The following is a 22,300-nucleotide window of genomic DNA, read 5'->3' as shown; positions in this document are numbered from 1 at the left end:
CAGGTATCGAGGAGGAGTTATGTCGGGGCGCGATCTTCCCGAGCGCTTTCGCGACGAGGCGCATCTCGAAGAGGTGATGACGACGCCGGACGCGGATCTGGTCGCCGATCTGGCCAAGGTGGCGGGCGACATCGTCATCCTCGGCGTCGGCGGCAAGATGGGGCCGACCTTGGCACGGCTCGCCAAGCGCGCCGCCCCGAAGAAGCGCATCGTCGCTGTGGCGCGGTTCAGCGAGCCCGGCGTGCGGGAAGGGCTCAAGTCCCACGGCATCGACTGCATCGAGGCCGACCTGCTCGACCGCGCGGCGCTGGCCCGCCTGCCGGACATGCCGAACGTGATCTACATGGCGGGGCGCAAGTTCGGCTCGGCCGGCGCGGAAGACCTGACCTGGGCGATGAACGCGCTGGCGCCGGCGCTGGTAGCGGAGCGCTTCCACGCCGCGCGCATCGTCGCCTTCTCCACCGGCTGCGTCTATCCCTATGCCGATGTCACCTCGGGCGGCGCGACGGAAGCGACGCCGATCATCCCGCCGCCCGGCGAATATGCGGCGAGCTGCGTCGCCCGCGAGCGGCTGTTCCAGTACGGCTCGCGCCAGCACGGCACCAAGGGCTGCCTGTTCCGTCTCAACTACGCGATCGACATGCGCTACGGCGTGCTGCACGACGTGGCACAGAAAGTGGCAGCGGGCGAGGCGATCGATCTCACCGCCGGCCATGTCAACGTGATCTGGCAGGGCGATGCCAATGCCTTCGCGCTGCGCGCCCTCGTCCATTGTGCGGCGCCGCCGCTCGCGCTCAACGTCACCGGGCCGGAAACGATCAGCGTGCGCTGGCTGGCCGCCGAGTTCGGCCGCCGGCTCGGCAAGCCGCCGGTCTTCACCGGCGCCGAGGCCTCGATCGGATGGCTCGCCAATGCACAGAAATCCTTCGACCTGTTCGGCTACCCGACCGTGCCGCTCGGCCGCCTGATCGACTGGACGGCGGATTGGATTGCGCGTGGCATGTCGAGCCTCGGCAAGCCGACGCGCTACGAGGTCCGCACCGGCACGTTCTGATGGCGAGCGAACCCGACATCCGCAGCGTCGGCGCGGGCGAGATCGATGCCTGCTATCGGCTCTCGTCGCTGATCGGCTGGAATCAGACGGAGGCCGACTGGCGCTGGATGCTGGAAGCGGGGCGCGTCTACGGCATCGATGGCGATGGCCGGCTGATCGCGACCGCGCTGACCTTGCCCTATGGCGGCCGTTTCGCCTGGATCAGCATGGTGCTGGTCGATCCGGCCTTCCGCGGCATAGGCCTCGCGACGGCGCTGATGCAGCGCGCCGTCGCCGATCTCGAGGCGGAAGGCCTGGTGCCGCTGCTCGACGCCACCCCGGCGGGGCGCGAGGTCTATCGGCGCATCGGCTTCCGTGACACCTGGTCGATGCGGCGATGGCGCGTGCCCTGCGGCACGGCGGAGGGCGGCGCGCGCCCGCTGGAGGCGGACGACTGGCCGATGGTCGAGACGCTGGACCGCGCCGCCTTCGGCGCCGAACGCGGAGATCTGCTGCGCCATCTGGCGGCGCGGCTGCCGGCCGCGGCGCGCGTTTCCGATGCCGGCTTCTGCCTCGGCCGCGAGGGGCGCACCGCGGACCAGATCGGGCCCGTCGTGGCAGCCGACGAGGCGGCGGCGATCGCGCTCATCGGTGCCGCGCTCGCGGCCTTGCCCGCGGGCCGCGCGGCCTATATCGACTTGGCCGACCGCTGCGGCATGGTGGCCGGCTGGCTCGAGCGCCTCGGCGCCGCGGTGGAGCGGCCCTATACCCGCATGGTGTACGGGCGCGATGCGGGTTTCGATGATCCCGGCCTGCTGATCGCGGCGGCGGGGCCGGAGCTCGGCTGAGGAGCAGAAGATGAGCTACGCATGGACCGACTGGCCGGCCGAGGTGCTGGCGACCTTGCGACGCGGCACGGTGATTCCGGCGCATCCGCTGGCGCTGGACGCGAACCGCAAGCTCGACACGCGCCGGCAGAAGGCGCTGAGCCGCTACTACATCGATGCTGGCGCCGGCGGGCTCGCCGTCGGCGTGCACACCACCCAGTTCGCGATCCGCGAGACCGGCCTGTACGAGCCGGTGCTGAAGCTCGCCATGGAACAGGCGACGGGCTGGACGAAGCGCCCGCTGGTCATGGTCGCGGGCCTCGTCGGCAAGACCGCGCAGGCGCGGCGCGAAGCCGAGATCGCCCGCGGGCTCGGCTACCATGCCGGCCTGCTCTCGCTCGCGGCGATGAAGGGCGTGAGCGAGGATGAGATCGTCGCCCATTGCCGAAGCGTCGCCGAGGTGATGCCGCTGGTCGGATTCTACCTGCAGCCGGCGGTCGGCGGCATCCACCTGCCGCCCAGCTTCTGGCGCCGCTTTGCCGAGATCGAGAACCTAGTCGCCATCAAGATGGCGCCGTTCAACCGCTACCGCACGCTCGACGTCATCCGCGGCGTGGTGATGGCCGGTGCGCAGGATCGCGTCACGCTCTATACCGGCAATGACGACCACATTGTACTCGACCTGGTGACGCCGTTCGTCGTGCGCCATGCGGGCAAGGAGACGACCGTGCGCATCAAGGGCGGTCTGCTCGGGCATTGGAGCGTCTGGGTCGCCGGCGTGGTCCGTCTGCTCGAGCGCCTGCAGAAGGCGGTTGCGGCCGGCCCGATCGCGCCGGAATTGCTGGCGCTCGATTCCATGGTCACCGATTGCAACGCCGCCTTCTTCGACGTGGCGAACGATTTCCACGGCTGCATCGCCGGCTGCCACGAAGTGCTGCGCCGCCAGGGCCTGCTCGAAGGCACCTGGTGCCTGGACCCGAAGGAAGGGCTCAGCCCTGGCCAGATGCAGGAGATCGACCGCGTGCTGGCGAGCTATCCGGAGCTCAACGACGACCTCTTCGTGCGCGAGAACCTGGAGCGGTGGCTGTCCTGAGGCAGTAAGCAAAGGCCTGCCTGACGGCTTCGCCACGCACCGACAACACGTCTTGCCCGGGCTTGACCCGGGCAAGACGAAACCCATTGACGGAATCGCTTCCGCGCCTCACGCCACCTTCCGCACCGGCCGTCCCTCGTAGAGGTCGCGGCCCTTCACCAGCGCGGCGATCTTGGCGTCGGCGATCGGGCGCTTCAGCATCCAGAAGCCGCAATCGGGATGGATGTAGCGGACGCGACCGGCGCCCATGACCGTCTCCGCCCGCTCGATCGCCCGGGCGATGTCGTCGGCGCTCTCCACCTCCGTGCGCTTGATGTCGACCACGCCGAGGCCCATGCCGATCTCGGGACGCAGATCGCGGAACACCGCCAGCTCCTCGGCCGGGCGATGCGCGTTCTCCATCACGATATGGTCGACGTGGAGTGCGTTGAGATAGCCGATCAGCTTGCCCCAGGTGCCCTTCTGGATCGACTGGCCGCCGTAATTGCCGAAGCAGAGATGCACCGCGGCCTTGGTCTTCACCCGGTCGAGCACGCGGTTGATCGCCGCCGCCGCCCAGGACCATTCGTCGGGGGAGCCCGGCAGGTTGGCCTCGTCGAGCTGCACCACCTCGGCATCGATATGCGCGACCTGCGCCGCCAGCACGTCGGCGATCGCGTCGGCCAGTGCCGCCGTGCTCTTGTAGTGCCGGTCGACCAGGGTCTTGGCCAGCATGTGCGGGCCGGTCAAAGTGAACTTGAGCGGGCGTTTGGTCAGCCGCTGGGCCCGCATGCAGGCGACCGGCAGGTCCAAGGTGCCGGCGGTGACCGCGCCGTCCACCACGCCGGGCGGCCGGGTGCGGAAGCGCATGCCGGGCTGCGCCCGGTACGCCACCGCCTCCTCGAAGGTGATGGCGGTGCGGATGCCCGCCATCGGCCGCACGAAGTACTCGATCATCCCGTTGGTCTCGGGATGGTTCGGATCGAAGCGGTAGAGCTCGCCGTCGCAGACGAGGTCGATCCCGGCCTCCTCCTGCACGGCGAGCACCACGCGGGTCGCGTCGACCACCGCCTGTTCCGACGGCAAGGCAAGCAGCCAGTCCGGGGCGGGATAGGAACCGACGACGGTGGTCTGGATACGCGGTCTCGAACTGGACGCCCCGGACATCGCTGGACCTACTTCTTCATCTTGATCGACTTGTCGAGGAAGTCGTTGGTGTAGGCGTTCTTGATGTCGAACGGCTTGTCGAGGCCGATATATTCCTTCACCAGCGCATAATCGGCGGCCATGCGGCCCGGATCGTGGATGCCGAGGGCGACGTCGCGGCTGAACTTGTCGCTCATCAGCACCTCGACCAGCTTCCAGTTGGTCATCTCGTTGTCGAATTTCAGCGCGCCGTTGGCGTCGACCAGCGCCTGCACGCAGGGCTCCGGCTTCGCCACGCAGGCGGCGAAGGCCTTCTGCGTCACCTTGACGAACTTCTCGGCCGCCGCCTTGTTCGCCTTGAACCAGGCGCCGTTGACGATGATCGAATTGCCGTAGGGGTTCAGCCCCGCATCGCGCCAGGCGAGGAAGCCCATATCGTCGCCCAGCTCGCGCTGGAACACGTGATGGATGTTGTAGAACGAGGTGGTGGCGTCGATCGTCTTCGACTTCACCGCGGCGAGCTTGGCATTGGCGTCGATATTGACCCAGATCACGCTCTTCGGGTCGATGCCGTTGGCCTTGGCCAGCGCCGGCCACATGATGCGCGCGCCGTCGCCCGGCGGATTGCCGATGCGCTTGCCGGCCAGGTCCTTCACCGACTTGATGCCGGAGCTCTTCAGCCAGTACAGGCCCTGCGGCGAGTTGGCATAGACGTTGTAGACGGCGACGAGGTCGGCGCCTTTGCCGATGCCGACCAGCACGCCGGCCATGTCGGCGAGGCCGACCGGGTTGGCGCCGGCGCCGGTCTTCTGGATGGCGAGCGCGGAGCCCTTGCCCTGCTCGATCTCCAGGTCGATGCCCTGCTTGGCGTACCAGCCTTCCTTCTTGGCGTAGTAGTAGGGGGCGTGGTCGCCGCCGGCGATCCAGTTCAGGATGAAGTTGATCTTGGTCTGCGCCGCGGCCGGCGCCGCGAGCAGCGCGATGCCGCCCGCCAACGACAGAAGTCGCATGCTATGTCTCATGTCGTGATCCTCCCCTGGCACTCTGCCGCACCCGGTTCTGCAGGCTTGACGGCAGGCGACGACAAGTAACTAGATGGTTACCGACGATAAGGGTCCGGCATGACCAGAGTCAACCAGACGGCAGCCGCGCGCAATGGGGCGGCAGGCGGGACCGCGCGGGTCCGCCGGCGCGAGCCGGAGCGCTCCAAGCGCGACATCCTGGCCGCCGCCACCGCCGAATTCGCCGCCAAGGGCCTGGCCGGCGCCCGGGTCGACCAGATCGCCAAGCGCGCCCGCATCAACAAGCGCATGCTGTACCAGTATTTCGGCGACAAGGAGGCGCTCTGGCTCGCGGCGCTCGAGGCGGCCTACGAGAACATGCGCCGCGAGGAGCGCCTGCTCGACGTCGCCACGATGAGCCCGCGCGAGGGCATGGCCGCCCTGATGCGGTTCAATTTCGAGTATTGCTCGGGCCACCCGGAATTCATCTCGCTGCTCAACAACGAGAATCTGCACAAGGCGAAGTACCTCAAGAAGTCGAAGCGCGTGCGCGAGCTCTATTCGCCGCTCTTGAGCCTGATCTCCGACCTGCTCGGCCGGGGCCAGAAGAGCGGCGTGTTCCGACCCGGCGTCGACCCGGTCGACCTCTACCTCACCATCGCCTCGCTCGGCTATTTCTACTTCTCCAACATCCACACGCTCTCGACCATTTTCGGCCGCGACCTTGGCGCCCGCGCCTCGCGCTCGCACCAGGCCGAGCTCTTCGTCGACGTGATCCTGCGCTTCCTGGCGCCGTAGAACGACACGGGAGCGCCGGATTGACGCGCCCTCCGCGTCGTGCGATAAGTAACCAACTGGTTACTTATAAGCCGTGCAGGAGGAGGCGATGAGGCTGACCGGAGCGGCGATCGCCCGCTATCGCGCCGTCGGCCATGTGACGGTCGAGGACGTGTTCCAGCCCACCGAGATGGATGTCGCCGCCGCCGATATCGAGCGCTGGGGCGAGGAGTTCCTGGCCGACCTGCCGGAAAAGGAACGCGCCTGGTATATCGATGGTGGGGTCAAGGCGCGCACCGTGCTGCGCAAGCTCGACGATCCTGCCTTCCACCGGCCGATGATCCGTGGGCTGGCCTCCGACCGGCGCCTGGTCGGCATGGTGGAGCAATTGATCGGCCCCGGCGTCAGCGTCTGCTTCAGCCAGATCTTTTTCAAGGCGCCGGAAGGCGGCGGGCCCAAGCCGGTGCACCAGGACAATTATTATTTCGGTCCCAACGACCGCGACGGCGTGGTCACCGCCTGGATCGCTTTCGACGATGCGAATGTGGAGAACGGCTGTCTCTATTTCGGAGAGGGCAGCAATCTAGGGCCCATCTACGACCACGTGGCGCCGGAAGCGGAGCCCTACAACCTGCAGATCCCCACGGCGATCGCCGATCGCCAGCCGATGACCCCGGCCCCGGTGCCCAAGGGCGGCGTCTCCTTCCACCACGGCAATACCTTCCACCGTTCCGGCCCCAATCTCTCGACCCGCTGGCGCCGGGCCTGCGCCGTGCATTACGTCAATCACTCGACGGTTTTCGCCACCCCCGCTCTGCCCTACGATTCGAGCCGGATCGTGCGGGTGAGCTGAAAGGGGGGCGGACGTGAAAACCGACAAGGGCGGCGAGGCCCGCCGCTTCGGCCTCGCCGTGCTGATGCACCTGCTGCTAGTGGCGGCCTGGCACTTCTTCGTCGTGCTGGGCGAGGTGCCGTCCTTTGTGATGCCCACGCCGGTCGACACCGTGAAGGCCCTCTTCGCCGGCGATTACCGCTGGGGCGAGAACCTCCTGACCACGGCGGGCGAGATCTTCGGCGGCTATGCCCTGGCGGTGGTGATCGGCATCGGCTCCGCGCTGATCTTCTCCTGGTCCCGGCTGACCGAGGAAGTGGTGATGCCGCTCCTGGTCAGCCTCAACATGATCCCCAAGGTGGCGCTCGGGCCGCTCATCATCGTCTGGTTCTCCTATGGCTTCCTGCCCAACACGGTGATCGCCTTCTCGATCGCCTATTTCCCCATCGTGCTGACCACCGCGCGCGGCCTGCGCGAGGTCGAGCCGGAGCTGATCGACCTGGTGCGCTCGATCCGCGGCTCGCGCTGGCAGATCTTCACCAAGATCCAGTTCCCGGGCGCGCTGCCCTACATCTTCTCCGGCATGAAGGTCGCCGCCGTGCTCGCTGTCGCCGGCGCCATCGTCGGCGAGTTTCTGGGCTCGGAGCGCGGGCTCGGCTATCTCATGCTGCAGGTGCAGGTGACGCTCGACACCGCGGCGATGTTCATGGCGGTGATCCTGATCACCATGATCGGCGTCGTGCTCTACGGTCTCGTCCTCGCGCTCGAGCGCGCGATGGTGGTGCGGGATGCTCGTGTCTCCTGACGCGCCCGCGCCCTTTATTCGCCTGCAGGGCGTCTCCAAGGTCTATCGCGGCCGGGGGCAGGACTTCCTCGCCGTATCGGATGCGACCTTCGACGTCGCGCCGGGCTCGCTGGTCTCGCTGGTCGGACCCTCCGGCTGCGGCAAGTCCACCCTGCTCAAGATCCTGGCCGGCCTGCACGGCCATGACGACGGCCAGGTGACGATCGGCAGCCCGCAGCATCCCTTCGACCCGGGACGCGATGTCGGCATGGTGTTCCAGGCGCCGCTGCTGCTGAAATGGCGCCGCATCCTCGAGAACGTGCTGCTGCCGGCGGAGATCCTCGGCCTGCCGATGGCCGCGGCGCGCGAGCGGGCACGGGCCCTGCTCGCCATGGTCGGCCTCGCGGGCTTCGAGGACAAATACCCCTACGAGCTTTCCGGCGGCATGCAGCAGCGCGCCTCCATCGCCCGCGCCCTGGTGCACGACCCGAAGCTGCTCTTGATGGACGAGCCGTTCGGTGCGCTCGACGCGCTGACCCGCGACCGCATGAACATCGAGCTGCTGCGCATCTGGCAAGAGAGCGGCAAGACCATCATCTTCGTCACGCATGGCGTGCAGGAGGCGGTGCTGCTCGGTACCCAGGTCGTGGTGCTGACCGCGGGCCCGGCGCGCATGGCCGACCATTTCAATGTCGACCTGCCGCATCCGCGCCGCCTCGCCCTGCGCAACGACCCGAAATTCGGCGAGTACACGCAGCGCATCTATCACCTGCTCGGACTCGATTAGACAGAAGGACGCGATCGATGGCCAAGGTAAAGCGGCTCGGCATCATCATGAACGGCGTGACCGGCCGCATGGGCATGAACCAGCACCTGATCCGCTCCATCGTGGCGATCCGCAAGGATGGCGGCGTGGCGCTGAAGAACGGCGCGCGGGTGATGCCGGACCCGATCCTGATCGGCCGCGATGCCGGCAAGCTCGAAGCGCTGGCCAAGGCGCATGGCATCGAGCGCTGGAGCACCGATCTCGACGCGGCGCTGAAGAACAAGGACGACGAGCTGTTCTTCGACGCCGCCACCACGGCGATGCGGGCCGGCCTGCTCAAGAAGGCGATCGCCGCCGGCAAGCATGTCTATTGCGAGAAGCCGGTGGCGGAGAATGTGAAGGATGCGCTCGACGTGGCGCGTCTGGCCAAGAAGGCCGGCATCAAGCACGGCGTGGTGCAGGACAAGCTGTTCCTGCCGGGCCTGCGCAAGCTGAAAATGGTGATCGACTCGGGCTTCATGGGCAAACTGCTCTCGGTGCGCGGCGAGTTCGGCTACTGGGTGTTCGAAGGCGACCTGCAGCCGATCCAGCGTCCGTCCTGGAACTACCGCCTGAAGGATGGCGGCGGCATCATCCTCGACATGCTGTGCCACTGGCGCTACGTGCTCGACAATATCTTCGGCGAGGTGCAGTCGGTCTCCTGCCTCGGCGCCACGCATATCCCGAAGCGTTGGGACGAGGACGGCAAGCCCTACAAGGCCGATGCCGACGATGCCGCCTATGCGACCTTCCAGCTGGCGGGCGGCGTGATCGCGCAGATCAACTCCTCCTGGGTCACCCGCGTACGGCGCGACGACCTCGTCACCTTCCATGTCGACGGCACGCACGGCTCGGCCGTCGCTGGCCTGCAGAAATGCTGGACCCAGGCGCGCGTCAACACGCCGAAGCCGGTCTGGAATCCCGACATCCCGCAGCCGATCGATTTCATGCAGACCTGGGAGGAAGTGCCCGATACCCAGGTCTATGACAACGGCTTCCGGGTGCAGTGGGAGGCCTTCATCCGCCACCTCTACGATGGCGGCCCGTTCAAATGGGACCTGCTCGCCGGCGCCAAGGGCGTGCAGCTCGCCGAAGCCGGCCTGAAGAGCTGGAAGGAACGCCGCTGGATCGACATCGAACCGCTGAAGGTGTGATGCCATGCCGACCCTGAACCTGCCGACCGCGCCGGGCCGCATCGAGGCCTATACGACGCGCGCGCCGAAGGCCTTCCCCAAGGCCGATCTGCCGTTCAACCGCGTCGCCTATGCCGCCGCGCATGTCGTGGTCGATCCGCTCGCCGATTTCGATCCCTGGCTCGAACCCGCGATCGACTGGGACCGCACCATCGCCTTCCGCCGCTATCTCTGGTCGCTCGGCCTTGGCGTGGCGGAGGCCATGGACACGGCGCAGCGCGGCATGGGGCTCGACCTCAAGGCCTCGCTCGAGCTGATCCGCCGCTCGCTGGAAGCCGCGAAGGACGTGCCGGGTGCCGTCATCGCCTCCGGCGCCGGCACCGATCACTTGGCCCCCGGCCCCGACGTCACCGTCGACGACGTGATCCGCGCCTATGAGGAACAGTGCGAGACGGTGGAGAAGCTCGGCGGCCGCATCATCCTGATGGCCTCGCGCGCGCTGACCAAGGCGGCCAAGGGACCGGACGACTATGCCCGCGTCTACGCCCGCATCCTCGGCCAGGTGAAGCAGCCGGTCATCATCCACTGGCTCGGCGAGATGTTCGATCCGGCGCTCGAAGGCTATTGGGGCAAGGCCGACCATTACGACGCGATGGAGGTCTGCCTCGGCATGCTGCAGGCGAATGCGGCGAAGATTGACGGCATCAAGATTTCGCTGCTCGACAAGGAGAAGGAGATCCGCATGCGCCGCCGTCTGCCGGCGGGCGTGCGCATGTATACCGGCGACGACTTCAATTACGCGGAGCTGATCGCCGGCGACGATCAGGGCCATTCCGACGCGCTGCTCGGCATCTTCGATGCCATCGCGCCGGCCGCGGCGGCGGCGCTCGGCTCGCTCCGCCGCAACGACCTCTCCACCTTCCACGACATCCTGGCGCCGACAGTCCCGCTGTCGCGCCACATCTTCAAGGCGCCGACCCGGTTCTACAAAACGGGTGTCGTGTTCATGGCCTATCTGAACGGCCACCAGGACCATTTCACCATGGTCGGCGGGCAGGAGAGCGCGCGCTCGGCGCTCCATCTTGCGGAGCTGTTCCGTCTCGCCGATGCGGCCGGCCTGCTCGCCGACCCGGATCGCGCGAGCGCCCGCATGCGGGCGGTGCTGGCGACCCGCGGCGTGGTGCACTGACCATGGGAAAGCCGGGACCGCTGTCGCTCAACACTATGACGGTGCGCGACCAGTTCTCGCTCGCCCAATGCGTCGAAGCCTGCCAGCGGCACGGCATCACCGGCATCTCGCCCTGGCGCGACAAGCTCGCCGAATGCGGCGTGCCGCGGGCGGCCAAGCTGATCCGCGATGCCGGGCTCACCGTCACCGGCCTCTGCCGCGGCGGCATGTTCCCGGCTGCCGATGCCGCCGGCCGCCAGGCCGCGATCGCCGACAACAAGCGCGCGGTCGACGAGGCGGCGGCGATCGGCGCGCAATGCCTGGTGCTGGTGGTCGGCGGCCTGCCGAGGGGCTCCAAGGACATCGCCGGCGCGCGCCGGCAGGTGCAGGACGGCATCGCCGCGGTGCTGGAACATGGACGCGCCTCGAACGTGCCGCTGGCGATCGAGCCGCTGCACCCGATGTACGCCGCCGACCGCGCCTGCGTGAACACCATCGACCAGGCGATCGACCTCTGCGACAGGCTGGGGGAGGGCGTCGGCATCGCGGTCGACGTCTATCACGTCTGGTGGGATCCGAATCTGGCCGCCGCCATCGCCCGCGCGCGCGGCCGCATCCTGGCCTTCCATATCTGCGACTGGCTGGTGCCGACCGCCGACATGCTGCAGGACCGCGGCATGATGGGCGACGGCGTGATCGACATCCCGGCGATCCGCGGCCTGGTCGAAGCCGCCGGCTATCGCGGCTTCTGCGAGGTCGAGATCATGTCGGCGAACAACTGGTGGAAGCGCCCCGGCGACGAGGTGCTGCAGACCTGCCTCGAGCGCCACGCGACAGTGGTCTGATCAACCCCGCCGCATCACGAAGTTGGCGATCCACCCGGCGGCGAGCGACAGCACGATGGCAAGCAGTCCGTACAGCGCCGGGCGGCGGCGCGACAGCTCGAACATGTCCTGCTCCAGGCCGCTCTTGTTGACGAAGAGCGGCGAGGATTGCGCGCTGGTCACCTGGCCGTCGCGGAACAGATAGACCTCGGCCTGATAGGTGCCGACCGAGACGCTGGCCGGCAGGTCGACGCTGACGCGGAACAGCTTGGGCCCCAGGAAGACCACCGGCTCCGGCTGGTTCTGGAACAGGCCGGCGCGCAGCCTGCCCTGGATCAGCGCGTCGCGGAACTCCCTGACCGTGCTGTCGGCCAGGCCCGCCTCCGGCTCGAAGCGCAGATGCTCCATGCCGAGCTGCAGCCGGCCCAGCACGCCGGGCGAGGTCACCTGCTCCAGCGGCTGGTTTGCCGCGACGGCGTAGTACACCGGCACCTTGCCGAACTGCACCGCATCGCGGTTGGCCCAGACGCCGAGCACGCGCTCCTTGCGGCGCACCACGGCCGGCTCGCGGGGCCCTCGCACCACCACCACCACGTCGCCCGGCTGGTCCACCGCGCCGTAGATCAGCAACTCGGTGCCGGTGAAGCTCGAATTGATCGAAATCAGATGGCTGGAGAGATCGGTGACGAGGGGCGTATCCTTCGGCGCAATCTGGCCCAAGGCGCCGGATGCCATACCCGCCGCCGCAAGCAGAAAAATCACTACGCCGGCGGGGGCCTTTCGCATCCGCCGTGACCAATGGGCCATGTGCGGCCTCGTTGTCTCGTGCGCCGAGAGGTACGCCGGCAGGCGGTAAGCGGCAAGGAAAATTGGCGCGTGCCCGCGCGCCCGGCTGTCGCTGAAGCTGCCGCTCAGTCGAACAGGGCGTCGACGTCCGCCTGGGCGGCGTTTGACTTGCCGCCGCCGGCTGCCTTGGCGGTTGGCGGCGGCATCGCCGCGCCCTTTGCGATCGGCGCCTTGGTGGCGTCGACCATCATGGCGTCCACCTCGGCCTGGTCGATGCCCTGGCCGGCCAGCTGCGGCCCGTTCAGCAGGGCCTTGTCGCCGCTCGGCCGGTCCTCGCGCGTCTCGCCCATTTCCGGGCCGAGCACCTGCACCAGCTTCTCCAGCCGCTCCTCGATATGATGGATGGTGCCGACCACCTTGCGTACGCGCTGGCCGGTGATGTCCTGGAAGGCGCAGGCCTCGTAGATCTTCAGGCAGGCCTGCTCGATGGCGGGCGCCAGGTCGGCGACATTGCCCTGCCAGGCCATCAGGCTCTCGGCCGCCGCCATGATGCTGTGGGTCGCTTCCTCGGTCTCCTTGACGACGGCGTCCAGCTCCATGCCGGCACGGGGCAGCTGCTCCACCTTCAGCTGGCGGGGGCGCAGCGTCGCGATCTCGGCGCGGGTGCGGGCGATATAGCGGGCCAGGTCCTGGCAGTCCTGATACAGGGCGGCGATGCGGGGATCGGCGGCAGACTCGGCCATTGAGGTAACACTTCCGTCGTTGACATCCGCCTCCGCCCGGCTCCGACGAGCCGGTCCGGACTCGGCCTAACCTCCGCAATTTGCGGTGGGATGATTAAGGAAGCCTGAAGCGGCAGGGCGGCGGCGGGCCGCCTTGCGGCTGGTTAGGGATTCCTTATATTGCATTGCACAAAATGGGGACCGGGGCAGGTCGCGGACGGAAAGGTGTGAGCAGTTCCATGCAAGAGCTCCACGGCTACTACCTGGAAGACCTCGCGGTCGGCATGACGGCGGTGCACGCCAAGACCATCACCGACGCCGATGTGGTGATGTTCGCCGGCGTCTCCGGCGACACCAATCCCGTGCATCTGAACGAGCAGTTCGGCGCCACCACCATGTTCAAGGGCCGCATCGCCCACGGCATGCTGTCGGCCAGCCTGCTCTCCACCGTGTTCGGCACCAAGCTGCCGGGGCCGGGTGCGATCTACGTCGCCCAGAACCTGCGCTTCAAGGCGCCGGTCCGGGTGGGCGACACGGTGGTCGCCCGCTGCACCATCCGCGAGATCGTCGCCGACAAGCGCCGGGTCGTGTTCGACTGCGTCTGCACCGTGGACGGCAAGCCGGTGATCGAGGGCGACGCGACCCTGATGGTCAGCCGCAAGGCGGAGCAGAAGCCGGCCGTCGCCGCCTGATTTGCCGAGCGCCTTGATCCGGCAACGTCCGACGCCATAATCGCGGCCCCGCGGCTCCCCTGCGGGGGCTTGGTCGACCACGCGGCGTTTCGGGGCGCAATGCAGCTTCATCTCGGCTACGAAGGCGTGCCGCCGGCAGGGCGCGGCGCCGCCGTGGCGCTCGGCAATTTCGACGGCGTGCATCTGGGCCACCGGGCCGTGCTGGACGCCGCGCGGACCGAGGCAGCGCGGCTCGGCGCGCCGCTCGGCGTGCTCACCTTCGAGCCGCATCCGCGCAGCTTCTTCCAGCCGGACGCGCCGCCCTTCCGCCTGACCTCGCCACGCACCAAGGCCGATCTGCTCGCCGCCGCCGGCGTCGACTGGCTCTACCAGGCGAGCTTCGACCGCGCCTTCGCCGCGCACGACCCGGAAGCCTTCGCCACCGAGGTGCTGCGGGACGGGCTCGGCGCCAGCGCGGTGATCTGCGGCTACGACTTCGTGTTCGGCAAGGGCCGGCTCGGCAACACCAAGGTGCTGGAGGCGCTCGGCAAGCGGCTCGGCTTCGCCGTCACCGTGGTGGCGCCGGCCAGGAACGGCGACGCCGCCTATTCCTCCACCGTGATCCGCGGCCTGCTGCAGGACGGCAAACCCCGCGAGGCGGCCGAGATGCTCGGCCATCGCTGGACCATCGAGGGCGAGGTGCGGACCGGCGATGCGCGCGGCCGCACCATCGGCTTCCCCACCGCCAATATCGAGCTCGGGCCGTTCCTGGTCCCGGCGCTCGGCGTCTATGCGGTGCGCGCCGGCCTGGAGGCGGCGGATGGCAGCCACGCCTGGCGGCCGGCGGTGGCCAATCTCGGCCGCCGGCCGACCTTCGATAAGCGCGACGTGTTGCTGGAAGTGCACCTGATCGACTTCCAGGGCGACCTCTATGGCCGGCGACTGTGGGTGGAGTTCGTCGAATACATCCGGCCGGAGCGCAAATTCTCAGGGCTCGACGCTCTCAAGGCTCAGATTTCTGCTGATCGAGATAAAGCCAAAGAAATTCTCACGACGATCTAGGTTAAAACAAGACTCGTTTTACTTGTCGAATAAGCGCTATCTGATTTCGGACGAGCGCGGCCGATTCTTGCCTTTTTGTCGCCAGAATGTGAATGGAACCTCCCGGCCATTCACGAGATTAGACGACGACACAAAGGGGATTTCCATGAAGACCGGGATTGGGAAGAACGGGATTGGCTATCCGCGATGGTCCGCCCTGGCGCTCGGCGCGGCGGCTTTGGCGCTGCTCGGTGCCTCGGTGGTGCCCGCCTCGAGCCGCGAGCATCCGACCGAGGAACCGGCGCGGGCCCTGGCCGAACGCTGGATCGATCCGGCGGAGCGCGACTGTCTCGCCGAAGCGGTCTATTTCGAGGCGCGCAGCGAGCCGGTGGCCGGCCGCATCGCGGTCGCCCATGTGGTGCTGAACCGTGCTGCCAGCGACGGTCACCCGAACCGGGTCTGCGAGGTGATCCGCGAAGGCGAGACGCGGGGCCGGGGCCGCTGCCAGTTCTCCTGGCGCTGTGACGGCTTGGCCGACATCCCGCGCGACAAGCAGGCCTGGACCGAGGCGCAGGAAATCGCGATCGAGGTCATGCTGGGCCATCACCCCGACCCGACCCGCGGCGCGCTGTTCTACCACGCCGTCAGCGTCAAGCCGGCCTGGGCGCCGAAACTGCAGCGCGTGGCCCGGATCGGCACCCACGTGTTTTATCTGAGTGACCGAAAAGTCTAATAAAATCCGAGGGATAAATTTGATTTCGGGTCACCGATCTTTCCGAAGCCTTTACCGCATCTAGGCGCTACTGGCCGGCAGACCTGCTGTCGGAACGGAGCGCCTGATGCGTCACATCATCGCCGCCACCGCCCTCGCCGCCCTGATGGGTGCCTGTACGCAGACCGCCCGCGTCGCGGCGCCGGTCACCGCCGAGCCGCCGCCCTCGCGCACCGTGACCGCGGTTGCCCTGGCCTCGCCCCAGCCCGCCAAGATCGCGGCGCGCCGGGCGGTCGATCCGGCCGAGCGCGATTGCCTGGCGGAGGCGATCTATTTCGAGAGCCGCGGCGAGCCGCGCGACGGCCAGATCGCGGTGGCCCATGTCGTGCTCAACCGGGTGGCCAGCAAGGCCTATCCGGCCCGCATCTGCTCGGTGATCGGCGAAGGCGAGGAGCTTGGCAAGGGCCGCTGCCAGTTCCACTGGCGCTGCGACGGCAAGCCCGACGTGCCGGGCGAATACGCCGCCTGGCTGGATGCGCAGGCCTTGGCCGAGGAGGTTCTCGCCGGGAACATCCCGGATCCGACCCGCGGCGCGCTGTTCTTCCACGCGGTGCACGTCTCGCCGGAATGGGCGAGCCGGCTGCGACGAACGGCGCTGATCGGCTCGCACATCTACTACGCGAAATAGCTGCCGCCGCCGGCCCGGCGCCCGTACCTGCAACCTTTGCCGTAGCGACGCGTTACGCCCCCGGTTCGGAGTCTCCCACTCACGCCGAGGAGCGAAGATGCGACGCCATGCCGTGGTCGCAGCCGTGCTTGCCATGCTCGCGGGATGCGAGACCGGCGAGAAGCCGCCGCCGAGCTATGACCTTGCCGCCGTTCCGCCGGTACCGCCGCCCAGCTTCGAGCCGGCCCCGGCCGCACCCTCGGAGCGCGATTGCCTGGCCGAGGCGATCTATTTCGAAGGCCGCGGCGAGCCGCGCGAAGGTCAGATCGCCATCGCCCATGTGGTAATGAACCGGGCTGCCGCCAAAGGCTTCCCCGGCCAGGTCTGCGACGTGATCCGCGAAGGGGAGAGCAACGGCACGGGAAAGTGCCAGTTCTCCTGGCGCTGCGACGGCAAGCCCGACACGCCAACCGACGCCGCCGCCTGGAGCACAGCGCAGAAGGTCGCCGACAGCGTGATGCAAGGCGATGCGACGGATCCGACCCATGGCGCGCTCTACTTCCACAACGCGAAGGTCCAGCCCGACTGGTCGGCCAAGTTCCGCCGCACCGCCGAGATCGGCGCCCACATCTACTACGCCAAGTAACCAGCACGTTGACCCGCCATCCACGTTGACCCAGGCGGGCGGAGCGGCAATCGTGGCGCATGGCCGCGAACCGCCGCCCCCATGACGAGGCCCTGATGCGCCGCGCGATCGAGATCGCGCGGCGCGCCGTGGCGCATGGCAACCACCCTTTCGGCGCGCTGCTTGCGACGCCGGAAGGCGAGGTGCTGCTGGAGGCGGAGAATACCTGCCGCACCGCGCGCGACGCGACCGGCCATGCCGAACGCAACCTGATGACCGAGGCGTCGCAGCGCCTCGCGCCGGAGGTGCTGGCCCGGGCCACGCTCTACACTTCGACCGAGCCCTGCGCGATGTGCGCCGGTGCCGCCTATTGGGTCGGCATCGCCCGCGTGGTCTACGGCCTGTCGGAACGCCGGCTGGGGCGGATCATCGGGGCGCATCCGGAGAACCTGACGCTCGACCTCGATTGCCGGAAGATCCTCGGCAGCGGCCAGCGTCGCATCGAAGTGATCGGCCCGCTCTTGGAAGACGAGGCGGCCGCCGTACATGAAGGGTTCTGGACCGCCGGTTGACGCATACCGGATGACCGGCAGCCGATGGAGGAAGACATGGCGGAGAGGAAGAGTGGCATCGGCAGCTGGTTTTCCGGCCGCGGCGAGGCCGAGACGGCGGCGGAGAGCTTTCCCGTGCAGCACAGCGAGGCGGAATGGCGCCAGCGTCTGACGCCGGAGCAGTTCGCCGTGCTGCGCCAGCACGCGACCGAGCGCCCGGGGACCAGCCCGCTGAACAACGAGAAGCGCCCGGGCACCTTCGCCTGCGCCGGTTGCGGCCAGCCTCTGTTCGCCGCCGAGACCAAGTTCGAGAGCGGCACCGGCTGGCCGAGCTTCTTCCAGCCGCTCGAAGGCGGCGTGGCGACGACGACCGACCGCAGCTTCTTCATGACCCGCACCGAGGTCCATTGCGCCCGCTGCGGCGGCCATCTCGGCCATGTCTTCGAGGACGGGCCGGCGCCGACGGGCTTGCGCTACTGCATGAACGGCGCGGCGATGGGCTTCGCGCCCAAGGACGAGAGCGAATAGGCGGAGGGAATCCGTGATCATCCCGCTGCCGTCGCATCCGCGGGCCGCCGCAACGGACGCGGCCTCCTCCTACCTCGCCTTCGACCGCCGCGACTGGGCGAAGCTGCGCTCGGCGACACCGCTCACGCTCTCCGCCGCGGAGCTCGCCCGGCTGCAGGGCCTGAACGAGAAGATGTCGCTCGCCGATGTTACCGACATCTTCCTGCCGCTCTCCCGCCTGCTCAACCTGCATGTCGCCGCCGCGCGCGGCCTGACCCAGGTGCAGGACGCCTTCCTCGGCCGCCCGGCGGCGCGCGCGCCTTACGTGATCGGCATTGCCGGCAGCGTCGCCGTGGGCAAGAGCACCTTCGCCCGCGTGCTGCGCGCGGTGCTGGCGCATTGGCCGGACCATCCGCATGTCGAGCTGGTCACCACCGACGGCTTCCTCTATCCGCGCGACGTGCTGGAGCAGCGCAATCTGATGGGCCGCAAGGGCTTCCCGGAAAGCTACGACCTGCGCCGCATGATCGGCTTCCTGGCCGAGCTGAAGGCCGGCGCGGAAGCGGTGGCGGCGCCGGTCTATTCGCACCAGACCTACGACATCGTGCCCGGCGAGACGCAGGTGGTGCGCCGGCCCGACATCCTGATCTTCGAAGGCCTCAACGTGCTGCAGCCGACCTCCGGATCGTCGGTCTTCGCCTCCGACTTCTTCGACTTCTCGATCTATCTGGATGCCGACGAGAAGGTGATCGAGGGCTGGTATATCGACCGTTTCCTGCTGCTGCAGCGCACCGCGTTCCAGAAGCCGAGCTCCTACTTCCATCACTACAAGGACCTGGACGAGGCGGCGGCGCGCGACGCCGCGCGCGGCATCTGGTCGGCGATCAACCTGGTGAACCTGCAGGAGAACATCCGCCCGACCCGCCAGCGCGCGCGCCTGGTGATGCACAAGGCGCCGGACCATGCGGTCGACGCCATCTATCTGCGGAAGATGTGAGCCGTGGCGGCCTACCAGTTCCTCGCCGTCCAGACCAGGAACCGCGTCGGCTGGCTCGCCTATAACCGCCCGCCGGTCAACGCCTTCAACCGGCCGATGGTGGAAGAGGTGGTGGCGGCCTTCGAGGCGCTGCACGGCGATCCCGAGGTGCGGGTCATCGTGCTGGCCAGCGTGCTGCCGAAATATTTCTCCACCGGCGCCGACCTCAAGGTATTCCGCTCGATGCAGCCGGAAGATTTCCGCTCCTGGGTGGCGCTCTGCCACGGTCTCGCCCGCAAGCTGCGCGCCTCCGAGAAGCCGCTGCTCGCCGCCATCGCCGGCACCGCGGTCGGCGGCGGGCTGGAGATGACCTTGCATTGCGATCTCCGCTTCGCAGCCGCCGATGCCAGGCTCGGCCAGCCCGAGATCGCCATCAACTTCATCCCGCCGATCGCCGCGACCCAGGCGCTGGCCCGCCTGATCGGCCGGCCGCAGGCGATCCGCTATCTCTACGACGGCGCGCTGCTGCCGGCGCAAACGGCGCTGCAGATCGGTCTGGTCGACCAGCTCTGTCCGCCGGAGACCCTGCGGGACGAGGTGCAGGCCTATGCCGAGGGCCTCGCCGCCAAGCCGCGCGAGGCGCTGGCGGCGATCCGACAATGCGTGACATTGGGCGGCGGCATGACTTTCGAGGATGGCCTCGCGCTCGAAGCGGCCTGGGCCGGGCGGCTCGCTGAGAGCGCCGATTTCACCGAAGGCATCGCCGCCTTCCTGGACAAGCGCCCGCCGCGCTGGTCCGGCTGAGTTAGGCCATTCGGCCCCATTGATCTTAACCAGCGGATGGGTACAGGCTGGTCCCCGGGTGAGGCCGGGAGATGACCGATGGGCCAGCTCCGCCACGATCTGCACTGCCCTGGCCGTTCGGCCGGCCGCCTCCCTGCATTGTCTCCGATCAAAGCCTTCTCCCCGCCGCCGCGATCTGCTGTGCCCGCCAGGGCAGGGCGATCGTCACGGCTGCCCCTTGGCCAACTCAGCGAAGGAGCCTGTTCATGCAGCTTCCCCTCCAGGTGACGTTCCGCAATCTCGAGCCCTCCGAGGCCGTGCGCGCCGATATCGAAACGCACGCGGCGAAGCTGCACCAGTTCTTCGACCGCATCGTCAGCTGCCGCGTGGCGGTGGAGGCGACCACGCGGCGTGGGCAGAAGGGCAAGCTGTTCAACGTGCGCGTCGATCTCGGCGTGCCGGGCCGCGAGATCGTCACCAACGGCAAGGGCTTCAAGAGCCAGGTGCACGAGGATGTGCGCATGGCGGTGAAGGGCGCCTTCACCGTCGCCGCCCGTGCGCTGGAGGACTATTCGCGCAAGCTGCGCGGCGATGTGAAGAGCTCCAACATGCCGCCCAAGGCGATCCGGCCGAAGAAGCAGGCGGAGGAGCCGGAGGCTGAGTAGGCCGGCGGACGCCGCGCGCCGGCCTCAGCGGCCGGGGAAGTTGGGCTTGCGCTTCTCCTTGAAGGCGCTGGTGCCCTCGGCCGCGTCCGCGCTGTCGCGCACCACGTTCAGCTCGCGGATGGCATAGGCCATCAGCTCGGACGGGCCCTTGGGCAGCACCGTCTCGGTGACGAAGCGCTTGATCGTCTTCAGCACCACCGGCGAGAACTCGGCCAGCTCCTTGCCCCAGGCCACCGCCTCGTCGATGTGCTGGCCGGCGGGGACCAGCTTGTTCACCAGCCCCACCTCGTAGGCGCGCTTCGCTTCCATGGTGCGGCACATCATGATCAGCTCCATCGCCACCTTGTGCGGGATGCGGGCGGCAAGCCCGGCGATGATACCGCCGGTGAAGCCGATCTTGGCCTCGGGGTAGGAGAACTTGGCCGTCTCCGTGGCGATGCAGAGATCGGCCATCATGACAGCGACCAGCGCGCCGCCGACCACCCAGCCGGTGCAGGCCGCGATCACCGGCTTCTCGGTGGTGATGCCGAGCGTGGGGATGCAGCGCCACAGCTCCGGCAGGTCGGTCACGTCGGCGCCGACCGAGAAGGCCTTGTCGCCTTCCGAGGTCAGCACGGCCACGCGCTGCCCGGACCGGTCGAACTCGGCGAAGGCCGATTGCAGGTCCAGCGCCACCTGGCGGCTGATCGCGTTGCCTTTTTCCGGCCGGTTGATGGCGATGATCGAAACCGGGCCGTCCTGGCGCACACTCACCACGCTCATGTCGCTTCCTCCACATGCCATTCTTTGGCCTATGGATTACCTCGCGCCGGTGCCCGTGTCGCCGCTAAATTCGCCCCATGCGCCTTGCCCTGTACCAGCCGGACATCCCGCCCAATGTCGGCACCATGCTGCGCCTCTGCGCCTGCCTCCGCGTGCCGGTGGATATCATCGAGCCCTGCGGCTTCCCGTTCTCCGACAAGCGGCTCAAGCGGGCCGGGCTCGACTATCTCGACGCCGCCGAGATGACGCGCCATGTCACCTTTGATGCCTTCCTGGAGACCATCGCCGGCCGCAGGTTGGTGCTCATGTCGACCAGGGGCGATATTGTGCATCACGCCTTCCGCTTCACGCCTTCCGACGTGGTGATGATGGGGCGCGAGCAGTCCGGCGTGCCCGATACGGTGCATGCCCGCGCCGATGCCAGGCTGCGGGTGCCGATGGCGAGCGGTTTGCGCTCGCTCAACATCGCCGTCACCGCCGGCATCGCGATCACCGAGGCGCTGCGCCAGATCGCCGGCTTCCCCGGCGAGGCGGGCGAGGCGCATGAGCCGCGGCCAGTAGAACGGAGAAGCGCATGAGCACGCCGCCAACCAATGTCGGTGACCTGGAGCAGCAGGCCCGCAGCTATTTCGAGAACCTGCGTGACCGCATCTGCGCCGCCTTCGAGGCGCTCGAGGATGCCGAGGGCGGTACCGCCCCGGCCGGCCGCTTCACCCGCAAGGCCTGGGACCGGCCGGGCGGCGGCGGCGGCGTCATGTCGGTAATGACGGGCCGGGTGTTCGAGAAGGTCGGCGTCAACTGCTCCACCGTGTTCGGCGAGTTCAGTCCCGAATTCCGCCAGCAGATCACCGGCGCCGGCGACGATGGCCGGTTCTGGGCCTCCGGCATCTCGCTGGTCGCGCATATGTGCTCGCCCAAAGTGCCGGCGGTGCACATGAACCTGCGCCGCATCGTCACCACCAAATCGTGGTTCGGCGGCGGCGCCGATCTCACGCCGATGCGACCCGACGAACAGGCGGCAACGATGTTCCACGCCGCGCTGAAGGCGGCCTGCGACGCGCACGATGCGGGCTACTACCCGCGCTTCAAGCAATGGTGCGACGAATATTTCTTCCTGCCGCACAGAGGCGAGCCGCGCGGCGCCGGCGGAATCTTCTTCGACAACCACGCAACCGGCGACGTGGTGGCGGACTTCGCCTTCGTGCAGAGCGTCGGCGAGGCCTTCCTCGACATCTATCCGAAGATCGTGCGGCTGCGCATCGCCGAGCCGTGGACCGAGGAGGACCGCGAGCACCAGTTGCTGCGCCGCGGCCGCTATGTCGAGTTCAACCTGCTCTACGACCGCGGCACCACCTTCGGCCTGAAGACCGGCGGCAACACCGAAGCCATCCTGATGTCGCTGCCGCCGGTGGTGAAGTGGGGGTGAGGTG

27 protein-coding genes are annotated in these 22,300 nt (G+C 68.2%); 22 read left to right on the top strand and 5 right to left on the bottom strand.

Annotated features, from left to right (window positions below; all coding sequences use genetic code 11):
- The first annotated feature begins 19 nt into the window (after nucleotides 1-19).
- The 3 genes from DT074_RS09420 to DT074_RS09410 are packed head-to-tail and all read left to right on the top strand — an operon-like array spanning nucleotide 20 to nucleotide 2,953.
- On the top strand, nucleotides 20-1,054 hold the full coding sequence (locus tag DT074_RS09420) for an NAD-dependent epimerase/dehydratase family protein (protein WP_119419586.1): 1,035 nt from the start codon (nucleotides 20-22) through the stop codon (nucleotides 1,052-1,054).
- Nucleotides 1,054-1,881, top strand: coding sequence for a GNAT family N-acetyltransferase (locus DT074_RS09415; RefSeq protein ID WP_119419585.1), 828 nt, complete (start codon nucleotides 1,054-1,056; stop codon nucleotides 1,879-1,881). Before DT074_RS09420 ends, DT074_RS09415 begins: the two co-directional genes overlap by 1 nt.
- Before the next feature lie 10 nt (nucleotides 1,882-1,891).
- Nucleotides 1,892-2,953: a dihydrodipicolinate synthase family protein gene (locus DT074_RS09410; RefSeq protein ID WP_119419584.1), complete on the top strand. Its 1,062-nt coding sequence runs from the start codon at nucleotides 1,892-1,894 to the stop codon at nucleotides 2,951-2,953.
- Nucleotides 2,954-3,061: 108 nt separating this feature from the next.
- On the opposite strand, the gene DT074_RS09405 is transcribed toward DT074_RS09410, so the two are convergent.
- Both DT074_RS09405 and DT074_RS09400 read right to left on the bottom strand, forming a co-directional pair.
- Nucleotides 3,062-4,099: a cobalamin-independent methionine synthase II family protein gene (locus tag DT074_RS09405; RefSeq protein WP_119419583.1), complete on the bottom strand. Its 1,038-nt coding sequence runs from the start codon at nucleotides 4,097-4,099 to the stop codon at nucleotides 3,062-3,064.
- Nucleotides 4,100-4,107: 8 nt separating this feature from the next.
- Complete coding sequence (locus DT074_RS09400; protein WP_368744562.1) at nucleotides 4,108-5,088, bottom strand: ABC transporter substrate-binding protein; 981 nt, start codon at nucleotides 5,086-5,088, stop codon at nucleotides 4,108-4,110.
- 111 nt (nucleotides 5,089-5,199) lie between these two features.
- Between DT074_RS09400 and DT074_RS09395 the strand changes: the two genes are divergently transcribed.
- The 7 genes from DT074_RS09395 to DT074_RS09365 all read left to right on the top strand — a co-directional run bounded on the left by DT074_RS09395 (nucleotide 5,200) and on the right by DT074_RS09365 (nucleotide 11,423).
- A complete protein-coding gene (locus DT074_RS09395; RefSeq protein ID WP_119419581.1) occupies nucleotides 5,200-5,877 on the top strand; it encodes a TetR family transcriptional regulator in 678 nt (225 codons plus the stop codon).
- Nucleotides 5,878-5,965: 88 nt separating this feature from the next.
- Nucleotides 5,966-6,709: a phytanoyl-CoA dioxygenase family protein gene (locus DT074_RS09390; RefSeq protein ID WP_162914755.1), complete on the top strand. Its 744-nt coding sequence runs from the start codon at nucleotides 5,966-5,968 to the stop codon at nucleotides 6,707-6,709.
- A gap of 64 nt (nucleotides 6,710-6,773) precedes the next feature.
- Nucleotides 6,774-7,493: an ABC transporter permease gene (locus DT074_RS09385; protein WP_119419648.1), complete on the top strand. Its 720-nt coding sequence runs from the start codon at nucleotides 6,774-6,776 to the stop codon at nucleotides 7,491-7,493.
- Nucleotides 7,477-8,259 carry an ABC transporter ATP-binding protein gene (locus DT074_RS09380; RefSeq protein WP_119419579.1) on the top strand — a complete coding sequence of 261 codons (783 nt, stop codon included), beginning with the start codon at nucleotides 7,477-7,479 and terminating at the stop codon, nucleotides 8,257-8,259. The genes DT074_RS09385 and DT074_RS09380 overlap by 17 nt, the downstream gene beginning before the upstream one ends.
- A gap of 17 nt (nucleotides 8,260-8,276) precedes the next feature.
- Nucleotides 8,277-9,431 carry a Gfo/Idh/MocA family protein gene (locus DT074_RS09375; protein WP_119419578.1) on the top strand — a complete coding sequence of 385 codons (1,155 nt, stop codon included), beginning with the start codon at nucleotides 8,277-8,279 and terminating at the stop codon, nucleotides 9,429-9,431.
- Between the two features lie 4 nt (nucleotides 9,432-9,435).
- On the top strand, nucleotides 9,436-10,599 hold the full coding sequence (locus DT074_RS09370; RefSeq protein WP_119419577.1) for a dihydrodipicolinate synthase family protein: 1,164 nt from the start codon (nucleotides 9,436-9,438) through the stop codon (nucleotides 10,597-10,599).
- Nucleotides 10,600-10,601: 2 nt separating this feature from the next.
- Nucleotides 10,602-11,423 (top strand): sugar phosphate isomerase/epimerase family protein, encoded by an 822-nt coding sequence (locus tag DT074_RS09365; protein WP_119419576.1) that lies wholly within the window; start codon nucleotides 10,602-10,604, stop codon nucleotides 11,421-11,423.
- On the opposite strand, the gene DT074_RS09360 is transcribed toward DT074_RS09365, so the two are convergent.
- The gene (locus tag DT074_RS09360) at nucleotides 11,424-12,137 is read right to left on the bottom strand and encodes a TIGR02186 family protein (RefSeq protein ID WP_162914754.1); all 714 of its coding nucleotides are present in this window, start codon (nucleotides 12,135-12,137) and stop codon (nucleotides 11,424-11,426) included. It lies immediately after the preceding gene.
- Between the two features lie 176 nt (nucleotides 12,138-12,313).
- Nucleotides 12,314-12,931, bottom strand: coding sequence for a protein phosphatase CheZ (locus DT074_RS09355; protein ID WP_119419574.1), 618 nt, complete (start codon nucleotides 12,929-12,931; stop codon nucleotides 12,314-12,316).
- A 218-nt stretch (nucleotides 12,932-13,149) separates the two neighbouring features.
- Between DT074_RS09355 and DT074_RS09350 the strand changes: the two genes are divergently transcribed.
- The 10 genes from DT074_RS09350 to DT074_RS09305 all read left to right on the top strand — a co-directional run bounded on the left by DT074_RS09350 (nucleotide 13,150) and on the right by DT074_RS09305 (nucleotide 20,108).
- Complete coding sequence (locus DT074_RS09350; RefSeq protein ID WP_119419573.1) at nucleotides 13,150-13,602, top strand: MaoC family dehydratase; 453 nt, start codon at nucleotides 13,150-13,152, stop codon at nucleotides 13,600-13,602.
- A gap of 99 nt (nucleotides 13,603-13,701) precedes the next feature.
- Complete coding sequence (locus DT074_RS09345) at nucleotides 13,702-14,643, top strand: bifunctional riboflavin kinase/FAD synthetase (protein WP_119419572.1); 942 nt, start codon at nucleotides 13,702-13,704, stop codon at nucleotides 14,641-14,643.
- A gap of 145 nt (nucleotides 14,644-14,788) precedes the next feature.
- A complete protein-coding gene (locus DT074_RS09340) occupies nucleotides 14,789-15,355 on the top strand; it encodes a cell wall hydrolase (RefSeq protein ID WP_119419571.1) in 567 nt (188 codons plus the stop codon).
- Nucleotides 15,356-15,461: 106 nt separating this feature from the next.
- A complete protein-coding gene (locus DT074_RS09335; protein WP_119419570.1) occupies nucleotides 15,462-16,022 on the top strand; it encodes a cell wall hydrolase in 561 nt (186 codons plus the stop codon).
- A gap of 97 nt (nucleotides 16,023-16,119) precedes the next feature.
- Nucleotides 16,120-16,647, top strand: coding sequence for a cell wall hydrolase (locus DT074_RS09330; protein WP_119419569.1), 528 nt, complete (start codon nucleotides 16,120-16,122; stop codon nucleotides 16,645-16,647).
- 59 nt (nucleotides 16,648-16,706) lie between these two features.
- On the top strand, nucleotides 16,707-17,198 hold the full coding sequence (locus DT074_RS09325) for a nucleoside deaminase (protein ID WP_119419568.1): 492 nt from the start codon (nucleotides 16,707-16,709) through the stop codon (nucleotides 17,196-17,198).
- 36 nt (nucleotides 17,199-17,234) lie between these two features.
- Nucleotides 17,235-17,705, top strand: coding sequence for a peptide-methionine (R)-S-oxide reductase MsrB (msrB, locus tag DT074_RS09320; protein WP_119419647.1), 471 nt, complete (start codon nucleotides 17,235-17,237; stop codon nucleotides 17,703-17,705).
- 13 nt (nucleotides 17,706-17,718) lie between these two features.
- Nucleotides 17,719-18,681, top strand: a complete 963-nt coding sequence (gene coaA, locus DT074_RS09315; protein WP_368744560.1) for a type I pantothenate kinase — start codon at nucleotides 17,719-17,721, stop codon at nucleotides 18,679-18,681.
- A 3-nt stretch (nucleotides 18,682-18,684) separates the two neighbouring features.
- Nucleotides 18,685-19,464, top strand: coding sequence for an enoyl-CoA hydratase/isomerase family protein (locus DT074_RS09310; protein ID WP_119419567.1), 780 nt, complete (start codon nucleotides 18,685-18,687; stop codon nucleotides 19,462-19,464).
- 245 nt (nucleotides 19,465-19,709) lie between these two features.
- Nucleotides 19,710-20,108, top strand: a complete 399-nt coding sequence (locus DT074_RS09305; RefSeq protein WP_119419566.1) for an HPF/RaiA family ribosome-associated protein — start codon at nucleotides 19,710-19,712, stop codon at nucleotides 20,106-20,108.
- Nucleotides 20,109-20,132: 24 nt separating this feature from the next.
- Here DT074_RS09305 and DT074_RS09300 read toward each other — a convergent pair whose 3' ends face one another.
- Complete coding sequence (locus DT074_RS09300) at nucleotides 20,133-20,870, bottom strand: enoyl-CoA hydratase/isomerase family protein (protein WP_119419565.1); 738 nt, start codon at nucleotides 20,868-20,870, stop codon at nucleotides 20,133-20,135.
- 77 nt (nucleotides 20,871-20,947) lie between these two features.
- Here DT074_RS09300 and DT074_RS09295 point away from each other — a divergent pair, with 77 nt between their 5' ends.
- Nucleotides 20,948-21,448 (top strand): tRNA (cytidine(34)-2'-O)-methyltransferase, encoded by a 501-nt coding sequence (locus tag DT074_RS09295; protein ID WP_119419564.1) that lies wholly within the window; start codon nucleotides 20,948-20,950, stop codon nucleotides 21,446-21,448.
- Complete coding sequence (gene hemF, locus DT074_RS09290; RefSeq protein ID WP_119419563.1) at nucleotides 21,445-22,296, top strand: oxygen-dependent coproporphyrinogen oxidase; 852 nt, start codon at nucleotides 21,445-21,447, stop codon at nucleotides 22,294-22,296. The genes DT074_RS09295 and hemF overlap by 4 nt, the downstream gene beginning before the upstream one ends.
- Nucleotides 22,297-22,300 lie beyond the last annotated feature (4 nt).

The sequence above is a fragment of the Desertibaculum subflavum genome (assembly GCA_003576705.1).
In the GTDB taxonomy this organism is placed as follows: Bacteria; Pseudomonadota; Alphaproteobacteria; order Ferrovibrionales; family Ferrovibrionaceae; genus Desertibaculum; species Desertibaculum subflavum.
The sequence above is the reverse complement of the archived record's forward strand: the minus strand, read 5'-3'. Positions and strand labels throughout refer to the sequence as shown.

Bases quoted from the DNA above. Each gene is read 5' to 3' on its own strand.
- DT074_RS09420 (WP_119419586.1), top strand. From the start codon at position 20: ATGTCGGGGCGCGATCTTCCCGAGCGCTTTCGCGACGAGGCGCATCTC.
- DT074_RS09415 (WP_119419585.1), top strand. From the start codon at position 1,054: ATGGCGAGCGAACCCGACATCCGCAGCGTCGGCGCGGGCGAGATCGAT.
- DT074_RS09410 (WP_119419584.1), top strand. From the start codon at position 1,892: ATGAGCTACGCATGGACCGACTGGCCGGCCGAGGTGCTGGCGACCTTG.
- DT074_RS09405 (WP_119419583.1), bottom strand. From the start codon at position 4,099: ATGTCCGGGGCGTCCAGTTCGAGACCGCGTATCCAGACCACCGTCGTC.
- DT074_RS09400 (WP_368744562.1), bottom strand. From the start codon at position 5,088: ATGCGACTTCTGTCGTTGGCGGGCGGCATCGCGCTGCTCGCGGCGCCG.
- DT074_RS09395 (WP_119419581.1), top strand. From the start codon at position 5,200: ATGACCAGAGTCAACCAGACGGCAGCCGCGCGCAATGGGGCGGCAGGC.
- DT074_RS09390 (WP_162914755.1), top strand. From the start codon at position 5,966: ATGAGGCTGACCGGAGCGGCGATCGCCCGCTATCGCGCCGTCGGCCAT.
- DT074_RS09385 (WP_119419648.1), top strand. From the start codon at position 6,774: ATGCACCTGCTGCTAGTGGCGGCCTGGCACTTCTTCGTCGTGCTGGGC.
- DT074_RS09380 (WP_119419579.1), top strand. From the start codon at position 7,477: ATGCTCGTGTCTCCTGACGCGCCCGCGCCCTTTATTCGCCTGCAGGGC.
- DT074_RS09375 (WP_119419578.1), top strand. From the start codon at position 8,277: ATGGCCAAGGTAAAGCGGCTCGGCATCATCATGAACGGCGTGACCGGC.
- DT074_RS09370 (WP_119419577.1), top strand. From the start codon at position 9,436: ATGCCGACCCTGAACCTGCCGACCGCGCCGGGCCGCATCGAGGCCTAT.
- DT074_RS09365 (WP_119419576.1), top strand. From the start codon at position 10,602: ATGGGAAAGCCGGGACCGCTGTCGCTCAACACTATGACGGTGCGCGAC.
- DT074_RS09360 (WP_162914754.1), bottom strand. From the start codon at position 12,137: ATGGCATCCGGCGCCTTGGGCCAGATTGCGCCGAAGGATACGCCCCTC.
- DT074_RS09355 (WP_119419574.1), bottom strand. From the start codon at position 12,931: ATGGCCGAGTCTGCCGCCGATCCCCGCATCGCCGCCCTGTATCAGGAC.
- DT074_RS09350 (WP_119419573.1), top strand. From the start codon at position 13,150: ATGCAAGAGCTCCACGGCTACTACCTGGAAGACCTCGCGGTCGGCATG.
- DT074_RS09345 (WP_119419572.1), top strand. From the start codon at position 13,702: ATGCAGCTTCATCTCGGCTACGAAGGCGTGCCGCCGGCAGGGCGCGGC.
- DT074_RS09340 (WP_119419571.1), top strand. From the start codon at position 14,789: ATGAAGACCGGGATTGGGAAGAACGGGATTGGCTATCCGCGATGGTCC.
- DT074_RS09335 (WP_119419570.1), top strand. From the start codon at position 15,462: ATGCGTCACATCATCGCCGCCACCGCCCTCGCCGCCCTGATGGGTGCC.
- DT074_RS09330 (WP_119419569.1), top strand. From the start codon at position 16,120: ATGCGACGCCATGCCGTGGTCGCAGCCGTGCTTGCCATGCTCGCGGGA.
- DT074_RS09325 (WP_119419568.1), top strand. From the start codon at position 16,707: ATGGCCGCGAACCGCCGCCCCCATGACGAGGCCCTGATGCGCCGCGCG.
- msrB (WP_119419647.1), top strand. From the start codon at position 17,235: ATGGCGGAGAGGAAGAGTGGCATCGGCAGCTGGTTTTCCGGCCGCGGC.
- DT074_RS09305 (WP_119419566.1), top strand. From the start codon at position 19,710: ATGCAGCTTCCCCTCCAGGTGACGTTCCGCAATCTCGAGCCCTCCGAG.
- DT074_RS09300 (WP_119419565.1), bottom strand. From the start codon at position 20,870: ATGAGCGTGGTGAGTGTGCGCCAGGACGGCCCGGTTTCGATCATCGCC.
- DT074_RS09295 (WP_119419564.1), top strand. From the start codon at position 20,948: ATGCGCCTTGCCCTGTACCAGCCGGACATCCCGCCCAATGTCGGCACC.
- hemF (WP_119419563.1), top strand. From the start codon at position 21,445: ATGAGCACGCCGCCAACCAATGTCGGTGACCTGGAGCAGCAGGCCCGC.